At 44.8% G+C, this 24,969-nt stretch carries 18 protein-coding genes; 12 read left to right on the plus strand and 6 right to left on the minus strand.

Annotation, left to right across the window (positions count from 1 at the left end):
- The first annotated feature begins 77 nt into the window (after nucleotides 1–77).
- Nucleotides 78–1,325, plus strand: a complete 1,248-nt coding sequence (locus AB4351_RS04100) for an SGNH/GDSL hydrolase family protein (RefSeq protein WP_372074510.1) — start codon at nucleotides 78–80, stop codon at nucleotides 1,323–1,325.
- A gap of 115 nt (nucleotides 1,326–1,440) precedes the next feature.
- Here the strand turns inward: AB4351_RS04100 and AB4351_RS04105 are convergent, their stop codons facing one another.
- Complete coding sequence (locus AB4351_RS04105) at nucleotides 1,441–2,772, minus strand: DEAD/DEAH box helicase (RefSeq protein ID WP_017061883.1); 1,332 nt, start codon at nucleotides 2,770–2,772, stop codon at nucleotides 1,441–1,443.
- 361 nt (nucleotides 2,773–3,133) lie between these two features.
- Here AB4351_RS04105 and AB4351_RS04110 point away from each other — a divergent pair, with 361 nt between their 5' ends.
- On the plus strand, nucleotides 3,134–3,400 hold the full coding sequence (locus AB4351_RS04110; RefSeq protein WP_017061882.1) for an Lpp/OprI family alanine-zipper lipoprotein: 267 nt from the start codon (nucleotides 3,134–3,136) through the stop codon (nucleotides 3,398–3,400).
- 157 nt (nucleotides 3,401–3,557) lie between these two features.
- On the opposite strand, the gene AB4351_RS04115 is transcribed toward AB4351_RS04110, so the two are convergent.
- Nucleotides 3,558–4,532 (minus strand): L,D-transpeptidase family protein, encoded by a 975-nt coding sequence (locus tag AB4351_RS04115; protein WP_372111989.1) that lies wholly within the window; start codon nucleotides 4,530–4,532, stop codon nucleotides 3,558–3,560.
- Nucleotides 4,533–4,878: 346 nt separating this feature from the next.
- Between AB4351_RS04115 and deoD the strand changes: the two genes are divergently transcribed.
- From deoD to AB4351_RS04135, 4 genes are all read left to right on the plus strand, one after another.
- Nucleotides 4,879–5,589, plus strand: coding sequence for a purine-nucleoside phosphorylase (gene deoD / locus AB4351_RS04120; protein ID WP_017061880.1), 711 nt, complete (start codon nucleotides 4,879–4,881; stop codon nucleotides 5,587–5,589).
- Between the two features lie 82 nt (nucleotides 5,590–5,671).
- Nucleotides 5,672–7,141, plus strand: coding sequence for a lactate dehydrogenase (locus tag AB4351_RS04125; RefSeq protein ID WP_017061879.1), 1,470 nt, complete (start codon nucleotides 5,672–5,674; stop codon nucleotides 7,139–7,141).
- A 186-nt stretch (nucleotides 7,142–7,327) separates the two neighbouring features.
- On the plus strand, nucleotides 7,328–8,797 hold the full coding sequence (locus tag AB4351_RS04130) for a hypothetical protein (RefSeq protein WP_372111991.1): 1,470 nt from the start codon (nucleotides 7,328–7,330) through the stop codon (nucleotides 8,795–8,797).
- Complete coding sequence (locus tag AB4351_RS04135) at nucleotides 8,797–10,377, plus strand: GGDEF domain-containing protein (protein WP_017072413.1); 1,581 nt, start codon at nucleotides 8,797–8,799, stop codon at nucleotides 10,375–10,377. Before AB4351_RS04130 ends, AB4351_RS04135 begins: the two co-directional genes overlap by 1 nt.
- Nucleotides 10,378–10,408: 31 nt before the next feature.
- On the opposite strand, the gene AB4351_RS04140 is transcribed toward AB4351_RS04135, so the two are convergent.
- Nucleotides 10,409–11,311, minus strand: coding sequence for a DMT family transporter (locus tag AB4351_RS04140; RefSeq protein ID WP_017061876.1), 903 nt, complete (start codon nucleotides 11,309–11,311; stop codon nucleotides 10,409–10,411).
- 250 nt (nucleotides 11,312–11,561) lie between these two features.
- Between AB4351_RS04140 and AB4351_RS04145 the strand changes: the two genes are divergently transcribed.
- From AB4351_RS04145 to AB4351_RS04170, 6 genes are all read left to right on the plus strand, one after another.
- Nucleotides 11,562–11,957 (plus strand): DUF3302 domain-containing protein, encoded by a 396-nt coding sequence (locus tag AB4351_RS04145; RefSeq protein WP_017061875.1) that lies wholly within the window; start codon nucleotides 11,562–11,564, stop codon nucleotides 11,955–11,957.
- Complete coding sequence (locus tag AB4351_RS04150; protein WP_017061874.1) at nucleotides 11,957–13,087, plus strand: HlyD family secretion protein; 1,131 nt, start codon at nucleotides 11,957–11,959, stop codon at nucleotides 13,085–13,087. Before AB4351_RS04145 ends, AB4351_RS04150 begins: the two co-directional genes overlap by 1 nt.
- A gap of 302 nt (nucleotides 13,088–13,389) precedes the next feature.
- A complete protein-coding gene (locus AB4351_RS04155; protein WP_017072411.1) occupies nucleotides 13,390–13,938 on the plus strand; it encodes an ECF-type riboflavin transporter substrate-binding protein in 549 nt (182 codons plus the stop codon).
- A 6-nt stretch (nucleotides 13,939–13,944) separates the two neighbouring features.
- Nucleotides 13,945–15,639 carry an ABC transporter ATP-binding protein gene (locus AB4351_RS04160; RefSeq protein ID WP_017061873.1) on the plus strand — a complete coding sequence of 565 codons (1,695 nt, stop codon included), beginning with the start codon at nucleotides 13,945–13,947 and terminating at the stop codon, nucleotides 15,637–15,639.
- Nucleotides 15,636–16,475, plus strand: a complete 840-nt coding sequence (locus tag AB4351_RS04165) for an energy-coupling factor transporter transmembrane protein EcfT (RefSeq protein WP_017066577.1) — start codon at nucleotides 15,636–15,638, stop codon at nucleotides 16,473–16,475. The genes AB4351_RS04160 and AB4351_RS04165 overlap by 4 nt, the downstream gene beginning before the upstream one ends.
- Nucleotides 16,476–16,698: 223 nt before the next feature.
- Nucleotides 16,699–17,163 carry a TetR/AcrR family transcriptional regulator gene (locus tag AB4351_RS04170; protein WP_372125137.1) on the plus strand — a complete coding sequence of 155 codons (465 nt, stop codon included), beginning with the start codon at nucleotides 16,699–16,701 and terminating at the stop codon, nucleotides 17,161–17,163.
- 98 nt (nucleotides 17,164–17,261) lie between these two features.
- Here the strand turns inward: AB4351_RS04170 and glgB are convergent, their stop codons facing one another.
- From glgB to AB4351_RS04185, 3 genes are all read right to left on the minus strand, one after another.
- Nucleotides 17,262–19,442: a 1,4-alpha-glucan branching protein GlgB gene (gene glgB / locus AB4351_RS04175; protein ID WP_017064240.1), complete on the minus strand. Its 2,181-nt coding sequence runs from the start codon at nucleotides 19,440–19,442 to the stop codon at nucleotides 17,262–17,264.
- 174 nt (nucleotides 19,443–19,616) lie between these two features.
- Complete coding sequence (malQ, locus tag AB4351_RS04180; protein ID WP_017067441.1) at nucleotides 19,617–21,797, minus strand: 4-alpha-glucanotransferase; 2,181 nt, start codon at nucleotides 21,795–21,797, stop codon at nucleotides 19,617–19,619.
- 185 nt (nucleotides 21,798–21,982) lie between these two features.
- A complete protein-coding gene (locus AB4351_RS04185) occupies nucleotides 21,983–24,436 on the minus strand; it encodes a glycogen/starch/alpha-glucan phosphorylase (RefSeq protein WP_136973658.1) in 2,454 nt (817 codons plus the stop codon).
- Nucleotides 24,437–24,969: the final 533 nt, after the last annotated feature.

Consider the following 24,969-nt stretch of genomic DNA (forward strand, 5'->3'; position numbering starts at 1 on the left):
TTTACTTATCCACTTATCCACTTATCAAGCAACAGCGTTTCTGTTTGGCTCATCTAAATATAAAAGAGAATACAGTGATGAAAAATACGGCTTTAATACTCACGTTAGCCCTGCCTTTTGGCGCTTATGCCGCTGAAGACTCAATACCAACACCTGAATCGATTACATCTGCACAAGTACTCAGTGCACAAGGCTCAGAGACCTATTCATATGTTAGATGTTGGTATCGAACCGATGCCTCTCATGACTCCCCAGCCACCGACTGGAAGTGGGCAAAGAAAGAGAATGGTGATTACTACACGATCAACGGATATTGGTGGTCTTCCGTTTCATTCAAAAACATGTTCTACAGCGATGCCCCGCAATCGGAAATTAAACAACGTTGCGAACAGACGCTCGACATCCAACATGACGCCGCTGACATCACCTACTTTGCCGCAGATAATCGCTTCTCTTACAACCACTCAATCTGGACCAACGACAACGCTTTTCAAGCCAGTAGCATCAATCGTATTGTCACCTTTGGTGATAGCCTGTCCGACACTGGTAATCTATTTAATGGCTCACAATGGGTTTTTCCGAACGCAGATTCGTGGTTTTTAGGGCACTTTTCGAATGGTTTAGTCTGGACGGAGTATTTAGCAAAAGCGAAAGATGTCCCTCTGTATAACTGGGCTGTGGGTGGCGCCGCAGGTACCAACCAATACGTGGCATTGACTGGTGTTTATGATCAAGTCACCTCTTATCTGACCTACATGAAAGTCGCCAAAAACTATCGTCCGGAAAACTCACTGTTTACTTTAGAGTTTGGCCTCAATGACTTCATGAATTACAACCGAGAAGTCGCCGATGTAAAGGCTGACTTTAGCAGCGCGCTGATCCGCTTAACAGAATCTGGTGCGAACAATATCCTGCTGTTCACCTTACCCGATGCAACCAAAGCCCCTCAATTCAAATACTCTACCGAACAAGAGATAATAAAAGTTCGTGGCAAGATCTTAGAATTCAACCAGTTCATCAAAGCTCAAGCCGAGTATTACCAAGGTATGGGGAAAAACGTGGTGTTGTTCGATGCAAGTGCGTTGTTCGCCAGCATTACCGATAACCCAGAACAACATGGCTTTCGAAACGCGAGTGATGCTTGTCTTAATATCAATCGAAGCTCAGCCGCGGACTACTTGCGAAGCCACAGCTTAACCAATGACTGTGCCACCTATGGTTCAGACAGTTATGTATTTTGGGGCGTGACACACCCAACTACAGCTACTCATAAATACATTGCCGACCACATCTTGGCGTATTCGTTCTCGACGTTCAATTTCTAACTAAATATCGAAAAGTAATGGCTGAGCCAAGGTCGAGATACAAAAAAACCGCCTAATATTGGCGGTTTTTATTTATGTCAGTTTTACTAGCAAACGCTTTAAAACTGGCTGGTGATTACTCGTCGTCCACTTTTGGTGCGACTTTCTTCTTAGGGATAAACACGGTATCACCCACTGCCACATTTTGGTGGAAGCTCTTATCGCGCTTAACTGGTTTCTTCGGCGTTTTCTTCGCTTGAGTGTTGGTCTTCTTCTTAGCAGGACCGCCTTTAGCAAACGCAGGTTTACGTGGCTTAATGCCTTTGAATTTACCTTTTAGGCCTTCAAGTACAGAGAAGGTCAAATCTTGTTGAAGGTAAAGTTCAACACGCTTGAAGCTGTCCCAGTCTTTTGGACCAACCAAAGAAATCGCATCGCCTTTGTTACCCGCACGGCCAGTACGACCTACACGGTGCACGTACTCTTCCGTATGCTTAGGCATATCAAAGTTGATAACGTGGCTCACGTTTGGAATATCAATACCACGTGAAGCAACATCGGTAGTTACCAAGATCTTGTAAACCGCACGCTCGAACTGGCTCATAATAGCATTACGTTGCGTTTGGTTTAGGTTACCACTCAGTGCTACCGCTTTAAGCTTCTTCTCGTTCAACTTATCTGTTAAACGGTCAGTATCAGCGCGTGTTGCTGTGAAGATCATTACCTGACGGTATTCAGCTTCTTCCAGTACACGGTCTAAAATCGCTTCTTTGTGATCTAGGTGATCACATAAGTAGAATTTCTGTGTGATATCTAAGTGTTGCTCGTTAGAAACACCAACAGAGATACGCTTAGGTGCGTCTAGCATTTCATTTGCAATGCCATTTACTTCAGCGTGATCTAACGTTGCAGAGAACATCAACGTTTGACGACGACGGTGTTTAGCTGCATTGGCAATGCGACGAAGTTCTGGAGCGAAACCCAGATCAAGCATACGGTCCGCTTCATCAAGGATTAGCGTTTCAACACCATCTAGGAACAATGAACGATGTTCTAGGTGGTCAGCAAGACGGCCTGGAGTCGCAACGATAAAACGAGGGTACTTACGCAGTGCTTTAACTTGGTCGTTAAAGTTCTCACCACCTAAGATAAGCGCCGCTTCATAAGACAGACCACCAAGCATGCTACGCAGTTCGCCGTAAACTTGCTTCGCTAGCTCACGAGTAGGAGCCAAAATTACACCACGAGGATCTTTAGCAGAAAACGCTTTTGTTTTTAATGCTTTATGTATCATTGGCAACACAAACGCCAATGTTTTTCCTGATCCCGTTTTTGATGAAGCCAATAGATCCTTACCAGCAATAGCAACAGGGATCGCTTTTGATTGGATCTCTGTCGCCTTCTTGAAGTCGTAATGTTTTAAGTTCTTCAGTAAGCGGTTATCTAAGCCTAAATCTTTAAAGTGCAAAGGACTCTCCAGTCATGATGGTATTGAATAAAATTAATTTAACGTGACATGATACCGCGAAAGTACTTTATAAGGATAGAGATCACAGTAAATTTATCCCTTTATCTATCTTTAGCTAGAACAACGTATGCATTGCTAGCAAAGGGATAGCTCTCCAAAAACACCTTCAAGTCGTCTCTAAATCCTTCATCTCATAAATGAGACACAACGTGATACTTAGCTAATTAACTCAAAAATTTAGCAATTTCTTTAGTTATTGTTTTTGCAGTTAAAAAATTAGTCGCTACAATCATTAATGAAGCGACTATATGATAAAGAATGTATAGCGCATCTTTTGATGATAAATAAGCAAGGAGTTCTTATGAATAAGACGTTAATCGCAGCTGCAGCATCAGTTTTCATTTTAGCCGGTTGTTCTTCAGAACCAGAAGAAGCTGCAGTGTCAGAAATGGATCAACTAACTAACCAAGTGGCTCAACTTACAAGCGAAGTTGAAGCACTTAAGAGTGACAAAGCAGCCGCAGAAATGAAGGCTCAAGAAGCAGAAGCAGCCGCTATGGCAGCGAAAGAAGAAGCGGATCGTGCTAACGAACGCATCGACAACATCGCTGAGTCTTACACTAAGTAGTTTGAGATCTAATCGCGATTAAGCTGTAGATTAAATAAGTCGCAAAAAGCAGTATATAGACAGCACCACTTCTTATCGGATGTGGTGCTTTTTTTGGGTGACACTAATGCGAGTAAACAAGATAAAACCGCCCCTTGTTGCAGAAGAGGCAATCGAATTAAAACTCAATCACAGGTGGTGCTATCTCTACAGGTACGCCGTTTTGAGCAAAGATAACCGCTTTCGCCTTTGAATTTGGCAGTTCTGCGTCTTCAAGCCACCATTTTAGTTCCACAGGGATCTGTAATGATTTCTTTGAACCATCACTTCGAGTTAATGGCTCGTGCGCTTCTACAAACACACTTCTATCAGGCTCTAATGACACCTTAATCGGCTCATTGATAATGGTGACCTGTTCACCACGGTTCACTTGCTCAAACAGCCACTCAATGTCTTTAGGTTCCATTCGGATACAACCAGAGCTAACTCGTAAACCTATCCCGAAATCTTTGTTTGTACCATGGATCAAATAGTCGCCAGCGCCATAAGCAAGCCTCAAAGCGTACTCTCCCAATGGATTTTCCGGCCCGGCAGGAACCACTCTCGGTAATTCAATGCCCTTTTCAAGATACTCGTTGCGGATTGAATTTGGTGGCGTCCATGTTGGATTCGGTCTTTTTTGGCTTATCTTGGTGATCATCTCGGGAGTATCACGCCCCACTCGACCGATGCCGACAGGGAAAACATGCACCTGATTTTTCTCAGGCTCAAAGTAATACAACCTTAACTCAGCAAGATTGATGACAATCCCCTTTCTTGGGGTGTCAGGCAAAATCAAGCGGCTTGGAATGCTTAACACATAGCCTTCCGCGGGAAGAAAAGGATCCACCCCTTTGTTGGCTGCCATTAAAGAGAGAAAACCAATATCGTATTGCTTGGCAATGATGGCCAAGGTTTCGCCCGCCGCCACTTCATGCTGCTGGATTCTGCCCACAATGCGGCTTTCCGTTGGTGGCAATTCAAAGGTTGCAGCAGACACCCACGATGAAGCTATCCCGCTGGCAAGCAAAGTAGTTCTTACAACAAACGACGCCGCCCTGTGGAGTCGTGTTTTCATTGACTGCAAAGGCGTCGAGTTAACGCAATACGACATACAAATCCTTGGTTTGTCTTTTATCAAAGTTTAGATTATCTCTGATCAAACGTCTCTACAACGTATTGTTGTCTCGAAACTAATAGGCAACAAGTTTATATGTAAGCCTTTTCTTCTCATTCACTTGCAATTTACCCATACAAAATCGATTGCCTTTACGCTTTCAACATATTTGGTTATCAATATTAATAAAACTATAATGACAGACCTATTTTGTGACTAAAGTCTCATGGAGCCATGTTCTAACTCGCTAATATTGCCTCAACAAAACGAATTCAATTCAACAGAATCGGTAATTGATTAAATCCTGTTCCTATAATTACCGTTTAAACTTTGGAGAACGACCATGGCTACACCTCATATTAATGCTCAAGCTGGTGATTTCGCAGAAACAGTACTTATGCCGGGCGACCCGCTTCGCGCAAAATACATTGCAGAAACATTCCTTGATGACGTGAAGCAAGTTTGTGACGTTCGCAACATGTTTGGCTACACAGGCACTTACAAAGGTAAGAAAGTTTCTGTAATGGGCCACGGTATGGGTATCCCATCATGCTGCATCTACGTACACGAGCTAATCGCTGAGTTCGGCGTGAAAAACGTTATTCGTGTAGGTAGCTGTGGCGCGGTACGTGACGACGTTAAACTAATGGACGTTGTTATCGGCATGGGTGCATCTACTGACTCAAAAGTAAACCGCATTCGTTTCAACAACCACGACTTCGCTGCTATCGCTGATTTCGGTCTTCTAGAAGAAGCAGTAAACCAAGCTCGTGCACAAGAAGTTCCAGTTAAAGTTGGTAACGTATTCTCTGCAGACCTTTTCTACACTCCAGAAGCTGACCTTTTCGAAAAAATGGAAAAGCTAGGCATCCTAGGTGTTGATATGGAAGCGGCTGGTATCTACGGCGTTGCTGCAGACCTTGGTGCTAAAGCACTAACTATCCTAACAGTATCTGACCACATCATCCGTGGTGAAAAACTAAGTTCTGAAGAGCGTCAAAAGTCTTTCAACGACATGATGAAAGTTGCTCTAGAGACAGCAATCAACATCTAACGATTTGATAAAAGATACATTGAAAAGCGTTACCCCGCAGCCAGGCTCGCTTGGCTGCTCAAATAATCCCGAGGGGGAGATCGTGTCTAACGACAAGCTGCCAAAAGATGCGGATGGTTTGCAACTCAACTTTTGTAAAACATTGGCGTGTGACAACTTTGGCTTGAGCGATGCAAAACGGTATGTTTTGCAACACGCGAACCCTAAGCGTCCAGCGATGGTTTGTCGTGAATGTGGAGCTTTCCCCCCCTTACTTAACAATCGTGAAGTGTTAAGCGAACTTCATCGCCTAAGACAACTTCACAGCGACGGGCTCCCTGCTTGTCGTAATGATGATTGCGATAACTTCGGCTTATCGGTTCATACCCATAAACATCTTTATCATGCCTTCGGCTACAGTGGCGACAGGCAGCGTTATCGATGCAAAGACTGCCAAACAACCTTCGTTGATAAATGGTCTGGATCCAATAAAAAACTCCAATTTCAAGAGAACCTCATGGGCTTACTGTTCATGGGCTATTCCGTACGTGAAATCTGCCGAAAATTAGAGATCAACCCAAAGACTTTCTATGATCATGTTGACCATATCGCGAGCCGTTGTCGTCGTAAATTAGCGATGATCGATGCACGATGGGTTAACCATGCGAAAGATTACGAGTTCGCATCTCACTACCAGCGTCTGCAACCACAAAGTAACAACGGTGTGGTGTGGATAGCGACGGGCGAGGCGCATTCTGGCTATATACTTTGCCAACACGTTAACTACTCTCAAAATGAAGAACCATCAGGAAACGTCGACCATAACCCTTATGATGATGTGGCACGATTTGTATCCAAAGAGCACTCTTCAGAAGCAAATCTCGAACTGCCTCAGCCCTCTGACAAACTAAAAGAGCGCATTGAACAGCAGTACCAAGTGATTCTTGCGAGAGGTAACGTTGAGGACCCTATGGGTAACCTCACCACATTTAGTTACCCTTCAAAAGGCGCTCTCATTCGACCGCCTTATACCTCTTATGCTCACTTCTTACATGTGTTGGATATGTGTAACGAAGACAAGCATGTCGCCATCTATATGCCACAAGATCCATTACTAAGATCTGCCGCTTTAAGTGTATGTTTGCCGCGCATTCAGAGTCAAAATATTGACCTCATGTATGTCGAAGAAGATTCAGGCTGGCAAGACGACCAAAGTTTTGAAAAGATCGACATCGTTCACATGAGTTGGTGGCGAGATCGCTGGGCTATTGCCAATCAGGGTGATAACCAGAAAGGTATCTGCTACCTAACCGGTAACAATCCAGAACCAAAACAGTGGTTTAACACAGCCTCAATTCAACAAACTAAGTTCTATCAACAGCGCTTTCAGTTGTTATTTGATAGCTTTATTAATGAGCCCAGACGTAAGCTTCGTCCTGGGGGCATTCTTCCATTGCTCGACATATTTAGAGCTTGGCACAATCTGTGCTACCAAGATAAGCAAGGGCTCACGGCAGCACAACGCTTAGGCGTAGGGGAGCTGCCATTAACTCTAAAGCAACTACTTTCATAGCAACAAAGCCTCTAGGTAATTATTCGGGAACTCATTGATTTTAAAGCGACAACATGAGGTAACACCCATAATTAGAAAAGATCGATGTTCCTTTGACGCTCTACGAAAGATAATTGGTGCTTATCTCAAATTACACTCTTATAATGATTGTGTTATCAATATGTTCGATAATCATGGATGTAAGTCTTGGACAAAAATCAGTACCTTCTTGAAACAGAATTAGAAAAACTCAAAACTCGTGTCGACTCTGAGCCATCGGTGATCCTAGAGATTGCCCAACAGTGCCTAGTCCGATCAGAGCAAGTTCTGTTTGAAGAGGGTTCCATCCAGTCATTAATGTTAATGGCAAGATGTAGCTGGAACCTGATGGATTACCAAAAAGGTTTAAAATACATCAAGGAAGCCTACAAGCGCCAAAGCCGATTAGATACCGACCTTTTTCTCCCTGAAATCCTCCATTTACACGCGCTCCAGTTCTGGGGACAAGCCAAGTACTATTCCGCCCAACAGTTCTGGATCAATGCTTTAGAGCAGTCCGCGTTGGTTGATGAAGTCGAAATTCAAATTGAATGCCTCATTGGCCTTGGCAATATTTGGCGGATGACCCACGAATATAAACTTGCACGTTCTACCCACCAGCTTGCCGTTAAAGTTGCTAACAACAGCCGCATTGGTTGGTTAGAGGGTAAAGCCAGAATACTGCTTGCGTGGGATTACTACCTGCTCAACAACTATGTTGAAATGCTGTCGGTATTGGACGGTGCAGAAGAAGCATTAAAAGACCATAAAGATAACACTTGGCATGCAGAGGTATGGGACTTTCGAGGCCTTGCCCTACTTGGTCTTGAACGCTTAGATGACGCGGAGCGCGCCACGGCCAAAGCGCACAATCTGGCAGTTGAACACAACCTAGTTTGGATGAAGGCGCACTCATACATCAGCCGAGCTAGATTGGAGCTCCTGAGAAAAAGACCAGAACAAGCGGCGGAATTACTGAGGCTCGCAGAACAATCCGCAAACGAGTTCGATAATGGCGAGTTGCTGAGCCAAATCTGTTACCAACAATCCTTGGTGGCGGAAGAAAACCAAGACTTCCAAGCCGCGCTCGTCGCCTTTAAAAAGTACCGTCAATATTCTATCGGCATGCTCAAAGAGCAAACGACACGTGTCGGTTTGGACAAAGCACGCAGTTCAAAACGCCAGCTTGAACAGAGAGCACGAAAACTGATTAACCGTATTCGCGGTCAACACGAGTACGACCCTGAGAAGCACCTCTCTTATGTTGTCTCTGAAACCTTTTGGTGGGAAAAATTGGTGCTGTTCAAGACAGAGCTTAAACGCTCGAACCACAGCATCATTATGTTCCATCATGTCGATACTAATTATTTAGATATCTGTACCGAGATTGCTCATGCTTTATGTAACCAGAATGACTTCATCGCAAGGCTAAGTTCTGAACGTGTGGCTCTTATGCTTTCCGAGAAAGGAGAAGCCGCAGAACAAACCTTCCAAACTCTCAGCACCATGCTCGATATCTATCCATGGCATAGAAAAGGATTAAAAGGTTCGAAACCAAGCGTCAGCCTCAATGATATTTTGACGTTCCCGTTCACGCTTGAACAACTCGAAGAAGACGATGCTGAGGTAATAGAATAATGGAAACTCTATTAAGCAAGATCACAGACGCCGGTTTAGACCCTTCATCAGTATCAGGTGAAGAAGCGATCATCTTCTGGAACCACATTCGTCAGCACGTTTCGACGACGCAAACAGAGCAAGCGCACTGCTATATCATTAGCTCTGAATACCGTGCCGAGTTACAACAAAATCAAACCAGTATCGAAGAGTTGAGACGAGCACTCGATCTGCTCCACCTTCCTGCCGATATCGAAGATATTCTGACAGTCAAAACCAGTTTAAGTGACCGCTTAGTTGAAACTGGTGATTACACCTCAGCACTCAATGAATTCGTCAGTTCATCGACTATCGCGGTTGAACACGGTCATATCGATGAGTATGTATTAGCTATTTTAGGCATGGGCAACCTGTGTGATTCCTATGGCGATCACAACAGAGCACTTCGTTACTACCAAAAAATCAGCAGCATAGACCATGCGATAAGCAGTCGCTCACTTCGCCTCAAATTCAAGCTGCATATGGTAGCAAGCCTACTTCTACTCAATCGCATTACAGCAGCCAGCGATTTACTGAATGAGTGCGAAGAACTGAGTATTTTGGTCAGTGACAAGTTGCTCACAGCTCAAATACTGCTTTACCAAGCAAAGGTGCTGCGCGCTAAGAAAAAACACCATGAAGCGCTACGCTGTCTGTCTAAGGTTCAATACCCAGCCAACAGCACTCAAGCAAGCTGGCTTGCAACCATGACTCGTCTAGAGCTCGCACATTGCCTAAGTGCAACCGGCAAGCAAGACTACGCGAGCATGATTTTGTCGAGCACAGACAAACGCGTGAAAGCCTACTCGTCGCCAGTACTTGCAAAACGATTCTACGATTCGCTGAGTGATGTGTGTATGAATCAAGGGCGTTTTCAAGAAGCGCTAAGCTATGAGAAAAAAGGCTACCGAATTGAAACCGATCTGATGAAGCAGATCCCGATCAGTGAACTCGGTGCAAGCCAGCTACGCCGCCTGTCCCGTTTTGAATTACAACTTAAACTCATTCTCTCTGAACAAGAGAACAAAGAGCTGAAAGAGACAACGGAACAACACAAGAATGCGGTTGCTCAGCTTCAACAAGACGTATTCACCGATCCATTGACAGGGTTACACAACCGTCGCTGGTTAGATGTGAAATTGAAAGACATGCTGTTGCACGATACCTCTTTCGCACTTATGGTTATTGATATTGACCACTTCAAGTCTATCAATGATGAACTGAGTCACTTAGTGGGCGATAAAGCGATTGTTAGTGTGTCTCAAGAGCTACGTTCATACTTTAAGTTTAGAGGCGCGTCATGTGTCAGATTTGGTGGAGAAGAGTTCCTCGTCATTCTAGAGAACACTGATCTTCCGAAGGCAGAAATGCACTCTGAAAATTATCGAGAGCGCATCTTCCAATTTGGATGGCATGAAATACTTGGGGAGCGTGGTTTGACCGTGAGTATTGGTATCACTTTGCATCGTGACGGAGAGAATACTCAACGCACCTTCTACCGTGCGGATAAAGCGCTATACCGAGCTAAAGCCAACGGCCGTAATCAAGTGTGTACAGAGTAGTGGCATATAGCTCTGTAGCTTAGCCAACTGCTTATTGATAAAAGAACAGAGAAATACCAGCAAGGGCGGCAAGTGTGCCTATGATACTTTGCTTTGACACCTTCTCCCCTTTCAGCGCATAAATCACCAAAATAAAGACCGGGCTGGTCGCTATCAACGTTTGTGCAATCGCAGGGTTAGCATTCTTCAACGCCACTTGTTGAAGCCATAGAGCGAGAAACGTCCCGACAAAGATTGCTCCTAGTAACCACAGTTTATCGAGCTTGGTCATTTCCCATAAATCTCTTTTTATCGATGAATACGGCTTCTTTTCAACGAAAGGGATAATCAGCATCACAGCAAACACGCCAATCGTCAGGCGAATCAAAGCACCTAACAATGGTGGGATATCACCCGCCACTAACGCGTAATGAGAAATAACCACACCAGATGCCTGACAGACACTCGCCACAAGCCCATAACCAATGCCACCCCACTGCGCTTTGTTATTCGATTCACCGCTCGCCGATTTTGATGGCTGGAAGACAACGAAGGTCACCGCTAGTGTTGTAATCACGACACCGAGCCAACTTTGCACTGTCAATACAGCGCCCAGGAACATTAATGCCAGCACACCAGAAAGAGGCGGGGCTAAAGATTCCAGTAACAGCGTCTTATTGGCACCGATTCTTTTCAACGCCGCAAAATAGGCGCTATCTCCAATCGCAATGCCAATCACACCTGAAATTGCCAATATCAGAAAATGGTTGGTACTCAGTTCAAACTCCGGCATCGGAATAAGAGGCATCACCAGCAACATCATCCCTGACGCCACTACACCCTTAACAATGTTCAATTGCATCGCAGAGAAGCGATGACCAAACTGTCCATAAATCCATGTCGCACACGCCCACACAATCGCAGCACCAATAGCCGCCAATTCACCTATATACATCCGTGTTTATCCTTTGTGGTTGTGCACGTCATTTAGAATCGTAGCTGTCATCATTTCAGCTAAAATACCAACCAGAAAGCCGAAATAGCCTCTTCAAACGCGATGAGATTTTATAAGATTCGTCAATGATTTTGCTCACATTAGAAGCGAACACTCATTATTTATAACTCAGTAAATCATTTTTATAACAATTACTTGGATGATAGCGTACTATATTTATAACTAACATCTAACATTACAAGGATCTGTTATGTTTTTAGACTACTTTGCACTCGGCTTACTCATTTTCGTTGCTCTAGTCATCTTTTACGGCATCATCGTTATTCACGATATCCCTTATGAAATAGCCAAAGAACGTAATCATCCTCACCAAGACGCAATTCACGTCTCAGGCTGGGTTAGCCTATTCACTTTGCACACAATTTGGCCCTTTCTATGGATTTGGGCAACATTATGGCGGAAAGACCGAGGCTGGGGCTTCGAAAAACTCGAAGAAGAGCAGCACGATATTCATCACCGAGTGGATGTTTTAATCGATCAAGTTAGCACCCTTCAAGAAGAGATCGCACAGCTCAAACAAGCAAATACTAAACAAAGCAGCACAAAAAAAGAGTCAAACAACGTTCAAGATCAGGAGGCTAAGTAATGGATTTACTACTGATAATGACCTACGCGGCACTTTGTATCACTATTTTCAAAGTATTTAATATCCCACTAAACAAATGGACAGTGCCTACCGCAGTGCTCGGTGGTGTGGTCATCGTAGGAACATTGATCCTATTAATGAACTACAACCATCCTTTCACACAACTTGGCAACCAAGTTTACTCAACGACTCCAATTGTTTCAGGCGTTAGAGGTAAAGTCATTGAGGTTCCTGTTGAGGCGAATTCTCCTTTAAAGAAAGGAGACATCCTCTTTAAAATTGACCCTATCCCTTTTGAAGCAGAAGTCGCTAAGCTCGAAGCGAAAGTAAAAGAAGCAAGCCAAGGAGCACTTGGGCTTGAATCTCAAGTTGCTGAAGCTGAAGCTGCTAAAATCAAAGCGATTGCAGAAAGAGACAAAGCGCAACGCGAATTTTCTCGTTATAAGCGTGGCTTTGAAAGTGGTGCGTTTACCGAACAACAATTGGATACTCGTAGACAAGCTTATAAGGCATCGGAAGCAGCAGTAAAAGTAGCAGAAGCAAGTCAACAACAAGCTCAGATCGCTCTAAATTCTGAAATTGGTGGCGAGAACACCGCAGTGGCAGGATTACTTGCAGACTTACGTAAGGCTCAATTCAACCTTGACCAAACGGTCGTGAGAGCACCAACGGATGGATATGTTACACAACTAGCACTGCGTCCAGGCGTAATGGCTGTACCGCTACCTCTTGCTCCTGTCATGACATTTGTCCATACGGAAGAAAAATACTACATCGCAGCATTCAGACAAAACTCATTGCAACGACTGCATCCTGGTTTCGAAGCTGAATTTTTATTCAGAGCACTACCAGGCAAGATTTTCAAAGGACGCATTGATGAAATAATCCCAGCTATTGGTGAGAGTCAAATTCAAGCGCGCGGGACACTTATTGGTACCAATGCACTTCGTACTAATGGACGCGTATTTGCTAAAATGACCATCACTGATGACCTGTCTGACTACCATTTACCTATGGGTACCGCGGTTGAAGTTGCCGTTTATTCTGACAGCTTCACCCACGTTTCAATCATGCGCAAGGTCCTTATTCGCATGAAGAGTTGGCAAAACTATCTATACCTAGACCACTAAACGGTCAAAGGTACGTGACGAACCCGCTTAACACATTGTTAAGACGAATGAAAAAGTCAGACTCGCTCTGGCTTTTTTGTTGCTGGATTAACCGTAAAATTACGCTTTTTACACGATATTTAGGTGTTCAGATGGAATTTTAGACATCTAGACACTTACCTTCCCTTATGGAAGGGTTCTACTGTATAATGCGCGCCTTATTTTTTATATTTGCCCAAAAAACGTTCTCATTGAGACGCATATTAATAATGGCGAATATTTATTCTTTATTTTGCTTTATTTTTCAGAATTCGAGGTTATCTATGAACTTTTCAGCTAAAACAGTGGTCGTTATCGCCATTGGCGCGGCACTGTACGGCATTGGTGGTTTACCTATGTTTGGTGTCCCAGTGTTTGCTAACACGACATTGAAACCAGCAATGGCAGTTCTAGCACTGTTTTCTGTTTTGTTCGGCCCTATTGTTGGCTTCTTAGTTGGCTTTATCGGTCACTGGGTAACGGATCTGTTCGCAGGCTGGGGGGTGTGGTTAACTTGGGTTTTAGGCTCAGGTATCGTAGGCATGGTTATCGGCTTATTCCCGATGTTGACCAAGAACCGCCTTCAGCAAGGTGAGTTGCCTATGAAGGACTTCGCGCTGTTTGTGATACTTGCCCTTGCCGGTAATGTGGTTGGTTACGGCTGCTCTGCATTCCTAGATACCATCCTTTATGCAGAACCGTTTACTAAAGTCTTCACTCAACTCTCTATCATTGCTGCGGGTAACACCGTTCTGATCGCTGTTGTTGGCTTACTGATCCTAAAATCAGTCGCTAAACGCAACAAACAAAGCCGTAACCTGACTGAGGCATAAGCGATAATGACTATAGCATTTTCGAACTTCTCTTTTAGATATGAGTCGCTGGATAAACCGACGCTAAAAAATATCAATCTAAGGATAGAGAAAGGAGAGAAAATCGTCATTATTGGACCAAGCGGTAGTGGTAAATCTACCCTAGGTCAATGCCTTAACGGTCTGATTCCTCATGCTATCAAAGGTGAGGTGACTGGCTCTCTAGAGATCAACGGTAAGAACATTTCTGATTTTTCTATGCACGACTATACCGAGCAGGTTGGCACAGTATTACAAGATACTGATAGCCAATTTGTCGGTTTGAGTATTGGCGAAGACATCGCATTCGCACTGGAAAATCAGTTAGTGTCGAACATTGATATGTACCCTCTGGTTAAGTCGACAGCAAAAATGGTCGACTTAGCAGATATGCTTGATCGCTCGCCACATGATTTATCCGGCGGCCAGAAACAACGCGTGTCATTAGCGGGCATCTTAGTTGATGACGTTGACATCCTGTTGTTTGATGAACCTTTGGCTAGCCTTGACCCGAAAACGGGTAAAGCGACTATCGAAATCATCGACCAACTTCATAAAGAAACCAACAAGACTATAGTCATCATCGAGCATCGCCTTGAAGATGTACTACATCGCGATATCGATCGAGTGATCTTGATGGAGCGCGGTGAAATTGTCGCGGACATGACACCCGATGAAATCTTAGCTTCTGAACTGCTTGAAACACACGGTATTCGTGAACCACTTTATTTATCTGCTCTGAAGGCAGCGAAAGCACCTTTGACCAGTGAAGATAAGCTATCAAACCTCAAAGCTCTCGATTACAAAAGATTCCGCCCTGCGGTTCAGGCTTGGTTTGCAGAGCGCCCGACTCCAGTTGCCGAGAAGCAGTACCAACCTTTGCTTGAGGTCCACGGCCTGACTTACTCTTACGATGGTGAAAAGAACGCTCTCGAAGATGTCAGCTTTAAGATTGGTAAGGGTGAGTTCGTTTCAATCTTAGGCAAAAACGGTTCAGGCAAATCTACCATCACTAAACTCATCATGGGTGTGATCGATGCCGATTCAGGCTCTTCCTATCTAAATGGTGAAGACCTATCTGAGCTTTCTATCTTTGAAAGAAGCCAGAAAGTCGGTGTCGTGATGCAGAACCCAAATCATATGATCTCGCATCATATGATTTTTGATGAGATTGCTTTTGGTCTTCGTAACCGCAACATTGCAGAAGAGCTGATCACAGAAAAAGTAGAGCATGCTCTTGAGTTGTGTGGGCTGAGTAAGTTCCGCCACTGGCCGATCGAAGCACTGAGCTACGGTCAGAAAAAACGAGTAACCATCGCTTCTATTTTGGTGCTGGAGCCTGAGCTTCTTATCTTGGATGAGCCGACAGCAGGTCAAGACTACCGTAACTACACATCCATGCTGGCATTCATCCAAAAGCTTAATCGTGATTTGGGTATTACCGTTGTGATCATCTCACACGACATGCACCTCGTTCTCGAGTACACCACACGTTCAATCGTAATCGCAGACAGCAAGTTGATTGCCAATGCCGCGATGACGGAAGTATTTAGCCAACCATCACTTCTAGAACGTGCAAATCTTTGTACCACCAGCATTTATGAACTCGCGACTATGATGAAAATCGACGACACCAATGCGTTTATGCAGTACTTCATCGACTACGAGAGAAGCGCTCAATGAACGCATCAAAAGTAAAATTCGGCATCAATTACATTGATACAAAATCACCGCTTCATGCACTTAACGGCATCACCAAATTTGCGCTCTTCTTAGCTTGGGTAACCGTGGTCTTAACTACGTTCGACCTAAGATTGATTGCACTGCTTATTGTGACTGGTTTATACCTGCTAAAGCTGACCAATGTGCCTGTACGCGTGTACAAGCCTTTGTTATTAGGAACGGCGAGTGTATTAAGCCTAAATGCTCTGTTCATGTACCTACTGGCTCCACAGCAAGGTACTGAGCTCATCGGCAGCGAGACCTTATTGCTGACATTGCCGGGTAACTACTCGTTGAGCCAAGAGACTCTGTTTTACTTAGTCACTGTTACGCTCAAATACATGAGCATGTTCCCGATAGCGTTGATTTTTGTCTTCACAACGCATCCAACGGAGTTTGCTGCGAGCCTCAACCGTATCGGTGTTCCCTACAAGATCGCCTATGCGGTCAGCTTAACACTGCGTTACTTGCCAGAAGTTAAGAAAGACTTCATCAATATCATGCATGCTCAACAGGCTCGTGGTGTAGAGCTCTCAAAGAAAGCGCCTCTAATTACTCGAATCAAAAATGTGGCTAAGGTTCTAGGCCCGCTCATTTTCTCTAGCTTGGACCGAGCAGACGAGATCTCTAACGCAATGACGTTACGAGGTTTTGGCCGACACAAAGCTCGCACTTGGTATAGCTATGCACCTTTGAAACGTATCGACTTTGTTTGTTTAGGTGTCATCGCTTTTATCGTGGTGTTAGCCATTGCGAAACGCATTCTAGAGCCGCAGTTATTTTGGTATCCGTTCTAGTCATCTGAATTAGCATAGATAAACAAAGACTTTAAATAACACACCGCTCAATAGGGCGGTGTTTTTGTTTATGCCAAAATCTGATTGATAATTGAACCAATGACACAATACTGACTATATTTAACGATAAATTGACCAGTTATTTACCCTTGGAGTTTGAGATTTAATTCATAAGCTCTTAATATACTCGTTTACAGAATGTTACACTCAATAGAGATTTGTAATGGCTCGAATTACTCAAGTACAGAAACTAGAAAATCAAAAAAACTACGATGAGATCGTACTAAACCTTTTTCTGGCTGAAGGACATGAAGCACTAACTTATGCAAGGATTGCTCAAGAGATTGGCATTAGTTTAACGACGCTTCAGGGCTATTATCCGTCGACCCGCGCTATTCGCTCAGTACTTCACGAACACATGCTATCGATCGTTATAGACAGTCTAGACTTTTCATCGGAAGCGCTTTTTATCCAATCTTGGCAAGCCGCTCTAGATAATGAGCAGTTTCGATACGTGATTAAATTGATGTTTTTCCATGCTTCGCAAATCAAGAATCCTGAGCAATTTAACCTCAGCTCGAACGGCGAATTTCCTGAAAAGATGTTGGACAGTTTCGGCAACAACTCAGTTCGAATCCTTGAAATGGTAGTCGGACGCTCAATGTTCTATCTCACCAACTTCAAGTAACGCTAACCAGCTTACTGAAATAGAAAAAGGGAACCCTAGGGTTCCCTTTTTTAGACTTTCAGAAAAGTGAGCAGCGATGACCTGCTCAACTTATAGACCTAATTTAGCTTGTAAAAAACGGTCGATAACGGCGGCAAACGCAGCTCAATCGATGTGTCTAGCCCTTCGCTTTCTACAGATTCAATCTCAGCAGTCTGCTTCACTTCAAAACCGCTGCCTGCATAGTCGACAGAGTCTGTATTCAACAACAATGCGTATTCACCTTTTGCAGGAACACCTAAGCGGAAATGCTCGTGAGGCACTGGCGTAAAGTTAGACACTATCAATACTCGCTCACCAGATTCACTGATGCGCTCGTGCGCAAGAATGCTAGCTTCAGCAGAGTCCTGTAGACGCCATTCAAAGCCTTTCGGATCAAAATCAAGATCGTGCATTGCAGCTTCAGAGCGGTACAGATTGTTCAGGTCTTTCGTTAAACGCTGAACACCTTGATGACGCTCGTAATCCAGCAAAAACCATTGCAGCTGGTCGTCATGGTTCCATTCAGCCGTCTGACCAAATTCTGCACCCATGAAGTTCAGCTTCTTACCTGGTTGCGCATACATGTAACCCATATAAGCACGTAGGTTTGCCGTTTGCTGCCATTCATCACCAGGCATCTTGTTGTGGATAGAACCTTTACCGTAAACCACCTCATCGTGAGACAGAGACAATACATAGTTCTCACTGTGTGCGTAAACCAGCGGGAACGTAATCGTATCGTGGTGGTACTTACGGTTGATTGGATCTTCTTGAATGTAAGACAGGCTATCGTGCATCCAACCCATGTTCCACTTAAAGCCGAAGCCTAAGCCGCCCATAAAGGTCGGTGCTGAAACACCAGGGAACGCCGTCGATTCTTCCGCAATGGTCATCGCATTCGGGAAGTGCTTGTACACTTCTTCGTTCATCCACTTAAGGGTTGCGATAGCGTCGTAGTTTTCGTTGCCGCCATCCGCATTCGGGATCCATTGGTCATGGCTACGCGAATAGTCGAGGTACAACATCGAAGCAACCGCATCAACACGGATGCCATCAATGTGGAATTGCTCGAACCAGTACAGTGCATTAGAAACTAAGAAACGACGAACATGCTCTTTGCCTAAATCGTAAATGTACGAGTTCCAATCTTGATGCCAACCACGACGTGGATCTGGATCATGGAATAATGGCGTACCATCGAAGTTTGCTAGGCCGTGATCATCACTTGGGAAGTGAGCAGGAACCCAGTCCAGAACAACGCCAAGACCCGCTTGGTGACATTGATCGACGAAGTATTTGAAATCATCTGGAGAGCCAAAACGGCTAGTCGGTGCAAAAAGACCAACAGGCTGATAGCCCCAAGAACCGTAGAATGGATGTTCTGAAACTGGCATTAGTTCAACGTGCGTGTAGCCAAGATCCGTTAGGTATGGGATTAGCTCTGCCGCTAGCTCACGGTAATTTAAGAATTCACCTTCAGCGTTACGCTTCCAAGAACCTGCATGCAATTCATAGAACGAAAGCGCTTCTTTGCGCTTTTGCGTTACCGGGCGATTTTGCCATTGAGTATCTTGCCACTGGTAACGAGCGTGATCGTAAGTTACAGATGAGAACGATGGGTATTGCTCAGAGTAGAAACCCCATGGGTCAGCTTTGTGTGGTAAGCCTTCGCCATTTGGTCCTTTTAATTCAAACTTGTATTGAGCGCCTTCTTCCAGTTCAGGAATGAATAAGCCCCACATACCGTAATCTAGGCGTTGCATTGGGTGGCGGCGACCATCCCAAGCGTTGAAGTTACCCACCAAGCTTACCGCAGTTGCATGCGGTGCGTACACCAAGAAACGCGTACCTGAAATCGTCTGTCCATCACGCTCTAGCGTAATAAACTGAGCCCCCATGTGATGATACATATCTTTCGGTGTATGAAGATCTTCATAACTCGCGTACAGATCGTGGTACTGGTAAGGATCATCGATGATCTGTTCTACGCCAGCCCAATCAACCGCAAGCTTATAGTGAGTAAAACGTAAGTCTCTCTCTTGCTTAAGAATGAAACCACTTTCACCCTCTCGCGCTAACTCAATACGAGGTTCCTTTCCAACAATCAACTCGACTTTATCTGCCCCAGGAATCCACACACGTAATGCACCTTGCTCAGAAGGTAGGTATGGCCCTAAAAACGCGAATGGGTCTGTGAAACAAGCCTGTGATAGTTGGGTATATATTTGTTTTTGCTTTGAAATCGAACTTAGTTCCAAAACGTTTCTCCCTAACCAAACATCCAAAAAACATAATACAAAAATGCCCGCTATTAGTGCGGGCAATATAACGACGGTTTATTCTACCAGATGAGCATTCATTATTGAGTGACCGAGGTTGTAGTTTCGTACGGCGTAAGCAAAAAACCACCTAATTTCAAGTCACTCACGTCATTACTTACCGGCTTTTTCTCGAACGTCAGTCAGCTTAGAAGCGATACGATTAACGCCTTCGTGAGCAAATATTTCGTCCAAGTTCATTGATAGTTTACGACGCCAGTTAGGGTATTCATCAACCGTGCCAGGAATGTTTACTGGCTTGTCCATCTCTAGCCAATCTTCTAGCTGAACGCTCAGTAGTGTTGAACCACCAGCCGCTACGTGCAGTTGAAGTGCCTCAGCAAGGTAAGAGTCCATCGGTACTTGGCTCGCATCGCGGCCCACACCTTCTGGTAGGAAACCATGCCATGCTACTGAATCTAAGATACCTTGCTTGCACTCTAGGCGGTCATCGAACAAGGTTTCTAATTGTTCTGCATCTGGGTATAAGCCAATCTCTTGGCCCATTTTCAGGTCATCACAGTGCCAGAAGCCACGAAGCGTTGGCATATCGTGAGTACACAGTGCCGCCATCGATTGTGATGCGTAGTGTTTTGGTGAGATGAAACCACCGTCATCTTCTGATGTTTCGAAGAAGAACACTTTGTAAGAGTGCACGCCAGCATCTGCAAGGATGTCGACAATCTCATCCGGTACCGTTCCTAAATCTTCACCGATAACGCTACATTGGTAACGGTGAGATTCAAGCGCCAGAATAGACAGCATATCTTGTACTGGGTAGTAGATGTACGCGCCCTTAGTTGCGTTCTCACCCTTTGGAATCCACCACAAGCGCAGTAGACCTAAAACGTGGTCGATACGCAGTGCACCACAGTGCTTCATGTTCGCACGAAGTAGCTTGATGTAAGCGTCGTAGCTTGTTTCTTGAAGCACTTCTGGGTTTAACGGAGGTAGACCCCAGTTCTGACCCAAAGGACCAAGAATATCAGGTGGAGCACCAATGCTCGCATCCATCACTAGGTTGCCTTCGTCAGCCCAAGTCTCGCTGCCTGAATCTGCAACACCTACCGCTAAGTCACGGTACAGGCCAACAGCCATGCCCTTCTCTTCTGCAAGAGACTGTGCATCGTTGATCTGGCAATCTGCTAGCCATTGCAGGTACATGTACAGATGAACGTTTTCTAAGTTCTCTTTGATGTATTTCTGTGTCGCTGGGCTGTCGAATGTACGGTACTTTTCAGGGAATACCGGCCATCCCCACATGCCAGAATCTTCTGCATGCAGTTCACCATGTAGAGCATCAAACGCCGCTTGATGCATCAGGCTATCGCCACCCTCTTCTACGAAGGCTAAGAACGCTTGTGCACGGTCGCTGTTTTTGTCTAGATGACGAGTCTTAAATTCTGCGAATAGCAGAGGCAAGATGCTCATCTTAAGCTCAGACACTTCGGTGTAGTTTACCCAGTGTGCTTCACGCGCTTTTTGTAGACGCTGTTGGAACTCTGCGCTGCCGACTGTTTGTTGTGCTTCTGCACTTAGTGCAAATTCAGGAACTGAACTCACATCAATGTATAAGATGTTCAACCAGCGACGAGAAGATGGGCTATATGGGCTCGCACCTTCAGGGTTCGCAGGGAACAATGAGTGAATTGGGTTTAGACCAACGAAGTCACCACCACGAGAAGCGATATCCGCAACAAGCTGTTTTAGGTCTCCGAAATCACCAATACCCCAGTTATGCTGAGTTCTTAGGGTATAAAGTTGAACACTGGGTCCCCAAAGCTTTTTGCCTTGCTCGATTGGTGACTGCTTGAAACACGCTTTTGGCGTAATAATCAGTGTCATCTCGTAAGGCTTCTTACGGCGCTTACGGCTCACAATGAGCTTGTGATAACCCCATGCCAAATCACTTGGCAATGCAAACACTAAAGGGCCACCCTCGGCACGCTCGTCACGAATGACTTGAGATTGAAGATAGCCTTCAAGTACCTCTCCTTGCTCGGTTTCTAAGCGCCAGCTGAACTCACTTTCACGAGCACTTACACCTAGATTAAGCGCCACTTCTACTGGCTCACCGTCACGCAAGACAAGAACTGGGTCTAGTACATCTTTTTTGTGTTTTCTTTCTGCTGACTTAAGCAGTGCATCATCGCTGCTTGTATCGTAGCCCAACGAAGCCAATAGAGACGTGATCGTCTCGTCTGATACTTGTGCTTCATCGCCCCACGCACTAACGTAACTGTCGGCAATGTTTGCCATTTCTGCGACTTGTTTTAATACGGTCTGTTCTTTCATCGCTCTCTCCGAAAACGTTCTGACGCTTTCTATTTTGTAGGGTTGTTAATTTAATTTTTACTAATCAATTAGCTTGTGACAATCGGTTTGTAAGCAGCTTGTTTATAAACGAAACCTTTAAGCCTTTCGTTTGCTCACAAGCTAATTGAGCCAAGGCAGAAACTGCCTTGGCTACTTTGGAAGTATTAACGGTTAACCGCTTCAAGTTTCCAGATGTTGTTCACGTAGTCGCGGATAGAGCGGTCTGATGTGAACTTACCAACCAATGCTGTGTTAAGAATTGCTTTCTTAGCCCAACCTGCTTGGTCTTTGTATTGCGTGCCCATGTCTTCGTGCGCTTTCACGTAAGATGCGAAGTCAGCAAGACATAGGTAAGGGTCACCACCGTCTAGCAGGCTATCAAACGTTGCACGCAGAAGACCAGGTTGACCTGGAGTGAACTCATCGCCAGTCAATAGATCTAGAGATGCTTTCAGTAGTGGGTCTGCATTGTAGTAGTCGTATGGGTTGTAGCCCTGAGCTTTCAGTGCTTGAACACCATCAACGTCTAGGCCGAAGATGTAGATGTTCTCATCGCCCACTTCTTCACGAATCTCAACGTTCGCGCCATCCATCGTACCGATAGTTAGAGCGCCGTTTAGAGCCATCTTCATGTTGCCCGTACCTGATGCTTCTTTACCAGCCAGTGAGATTTGCTGAGAAACGTCTGCTGCAGGGATGATGATTTCAGCCATGCTTACACGGTAGTCAGGGATGAATACCACTTTAAGCTTGTTACCGATGCGAGGATCGTTGTTGATCTTCTCTGCAATCTTGTTAACTGCGAAGATGATTTCTTTCGCTAGGTGGTAACCCGGAGCTGCTTTCGCTGCGAAGAAACATACGCGTGGCTCACACTCGAAACCAGGTTCGTTAAGAATGCGGTGGTACAGAGATAGAATGTGTAGCAAGTCTAGGTGCTGACGCTTGTATTCGTGTAGACGCTTGATTTGAACGTCGAAGATAGCGTTAGTATCTAGCTCGATACCCATGTTCTCTTGAACCCAATCAGCAAGGCGCTGTTTGTTTTCTTTCTTAACAGCCATGAATTCTTTTTGGAATTTCGCGTCTGTTGCAAACTTAGCGATGCCCTCTAGCTGCTCAAGTTTTGCAGGCCACTCAGTACCGATCTTACCTGTAATTAGCGTAGATAGACCTGGGTTACAGAACTTCAACCAACGACGTGGCGTGATGCCGTTCGTTACGTTAGTCAGTTTGCCTGGGAAGATCTCGTTGAACTCAGGGAACAAGTCTTTCTTAACCAGTTGAGAGTGAAGCGCAGCTACGCCGTTTACTTTGTAAGAACCAATCACACATAGGTTTGCCATGCGAACCATGCGGTGGAAACCTTCTTGGATGATAGAAAGCTTCGCTTGCTTCTCACCGTCACCAGGCCACATCTTGCGAACTTCTTGCATGAAGCGGTGGTTGATTTCAAAAATGATTTCCATGTGACGTGGAAGAAGACGGTTAATCAGTGATTCAGACCAAGTCTCTAGCGCTTCAGGAAGTAGTGTGTGGTTCGTGTAGGCGAACGTATGAGCACTGATTTCCCATGCTTGATCCCAAGATAGACCTTTCTCGTCAATCAGGATGCGCATTAGCTCAGGAATCGCGATCGTTGGGTGTGTATCGTTCAGCTGAATCGTTTCTTGCTTAGGCAGATCTTCTAGAGAGAAACCTGCTGCTTCGTGGCGACGTAGAATATCGCGAACCGATGCTGCTGAATGGAAGTACTGCTGCATTAGACGCAGTGTCTTACCTTTCTCGTGGTTATCGTTCGGGTAAAGAACCTTAGTGATGTTACCTGCATCGATTAGCGAGTGTTGCGCTTCGAAGTAATCACCGTTGTTGAAGCTTGCTAGTGAGAATGGTGCAATTGCCTGACATTCCCAAAGACGCAGCGGGTAAACCGTGCTTGACTCGTAACCTACGATTGGTAGATCCCAAGGCATTGCTTTTACTTCCATACCTGGAACCCAAGTACGTACTTCTTTACCGTCGATGAATTCAACGTCTACATGACCGTAAAAACCAATGTGTTGTGCTAGTTCTGGACGAGCTACTTCCCATGGGTAACCTTCAACACCACGCCATGCGTCAGGTGCTTCTTGCTGACGACCGTCTTGGAAAGACTGTTTGAATAGACCGTATTCGTAGTGAAGACCGTAGCCTACTGTTGGGTATTCTTGAGCGGCACAAGAATCCATAAAACAAGCGGCTAGACGACCAAGACCACCATTACCTAGTGATGGGTCGCGCTCTTCTTCTAGAAGATCAGTTAGGTTTTGACCTAGCTCTTCCATTGCATGAGTGATCTGTTCATACAGACCCATGCTGATCAGGTTATTACCGGTTAAACGACCAATCAAAAACTCTAATGAAAGGTAGTTTACGCTCTTCGCGTTCTTAATTTTTTCGTCATTTTCAGTTTCTAACAGATCAAATGTTGTGAGTTCTGCTAGCGCACGCCCCATTGCTAGGTACCATGCGCGGCTATCTGCGTTTTCAATCGTTGTTGCGTAGGTTGCAGATAAATGTTTCTTAACACTCTCTTGGAATGACACTTTATCGAAAGTTTTTTGCTGAGTTGGTTTCATTTCAGAAATCTCGCTTTTAATAGTTCTAATTCATCTGTGACATATCGTGCATGGTCACCATAAACTAAACATCCTCCCGCTAATGCAACTGCCTAGGAGTAGATGGGAGGGCGTAGGGGGCGTACCGACTTAGGGTTAGTGATCTGACTCTCATGTTCTGACTGCGAACAAAAACTTGGAGTGACTAAGATCACAAGCTCCCGTTCGATAACTTAACTTCAATTGATGTGACTTTTATTTAACCCATTTAAAGTCATTGCCAAATCTGAGTTTCAGATCACGAAAATAATTTCCAACTCTCATCTTTTGCATTGATTCCCGTGTAGGGATGAACGAAGTCACATTCACAAACCAACCCGCAACGTGAGCAAAGTCTCAAATAAAGGGCGTAGACACCCAAAAACATGCAGGAGTGCAAGGTTTCTGAGGAGGATCGTAGTCGGTAACGTTTGGCTTCACGTAATATGAGTAAAGACTTAAGTAATTAGGCTCATGTCATTGGAGTGCACTCAACGATAGATTGGGATATTCCA

It is taken from the genome of Vibrio sp. 10N.261.51.F11 (assembly GCF_041471665.1).
Lineage (GTDB): Bacteria > Pseudomonadota > Gammaproteobacteria > Enterobacterales > Vibrionaceae > Vibrio > Vibrio crassostreae_C.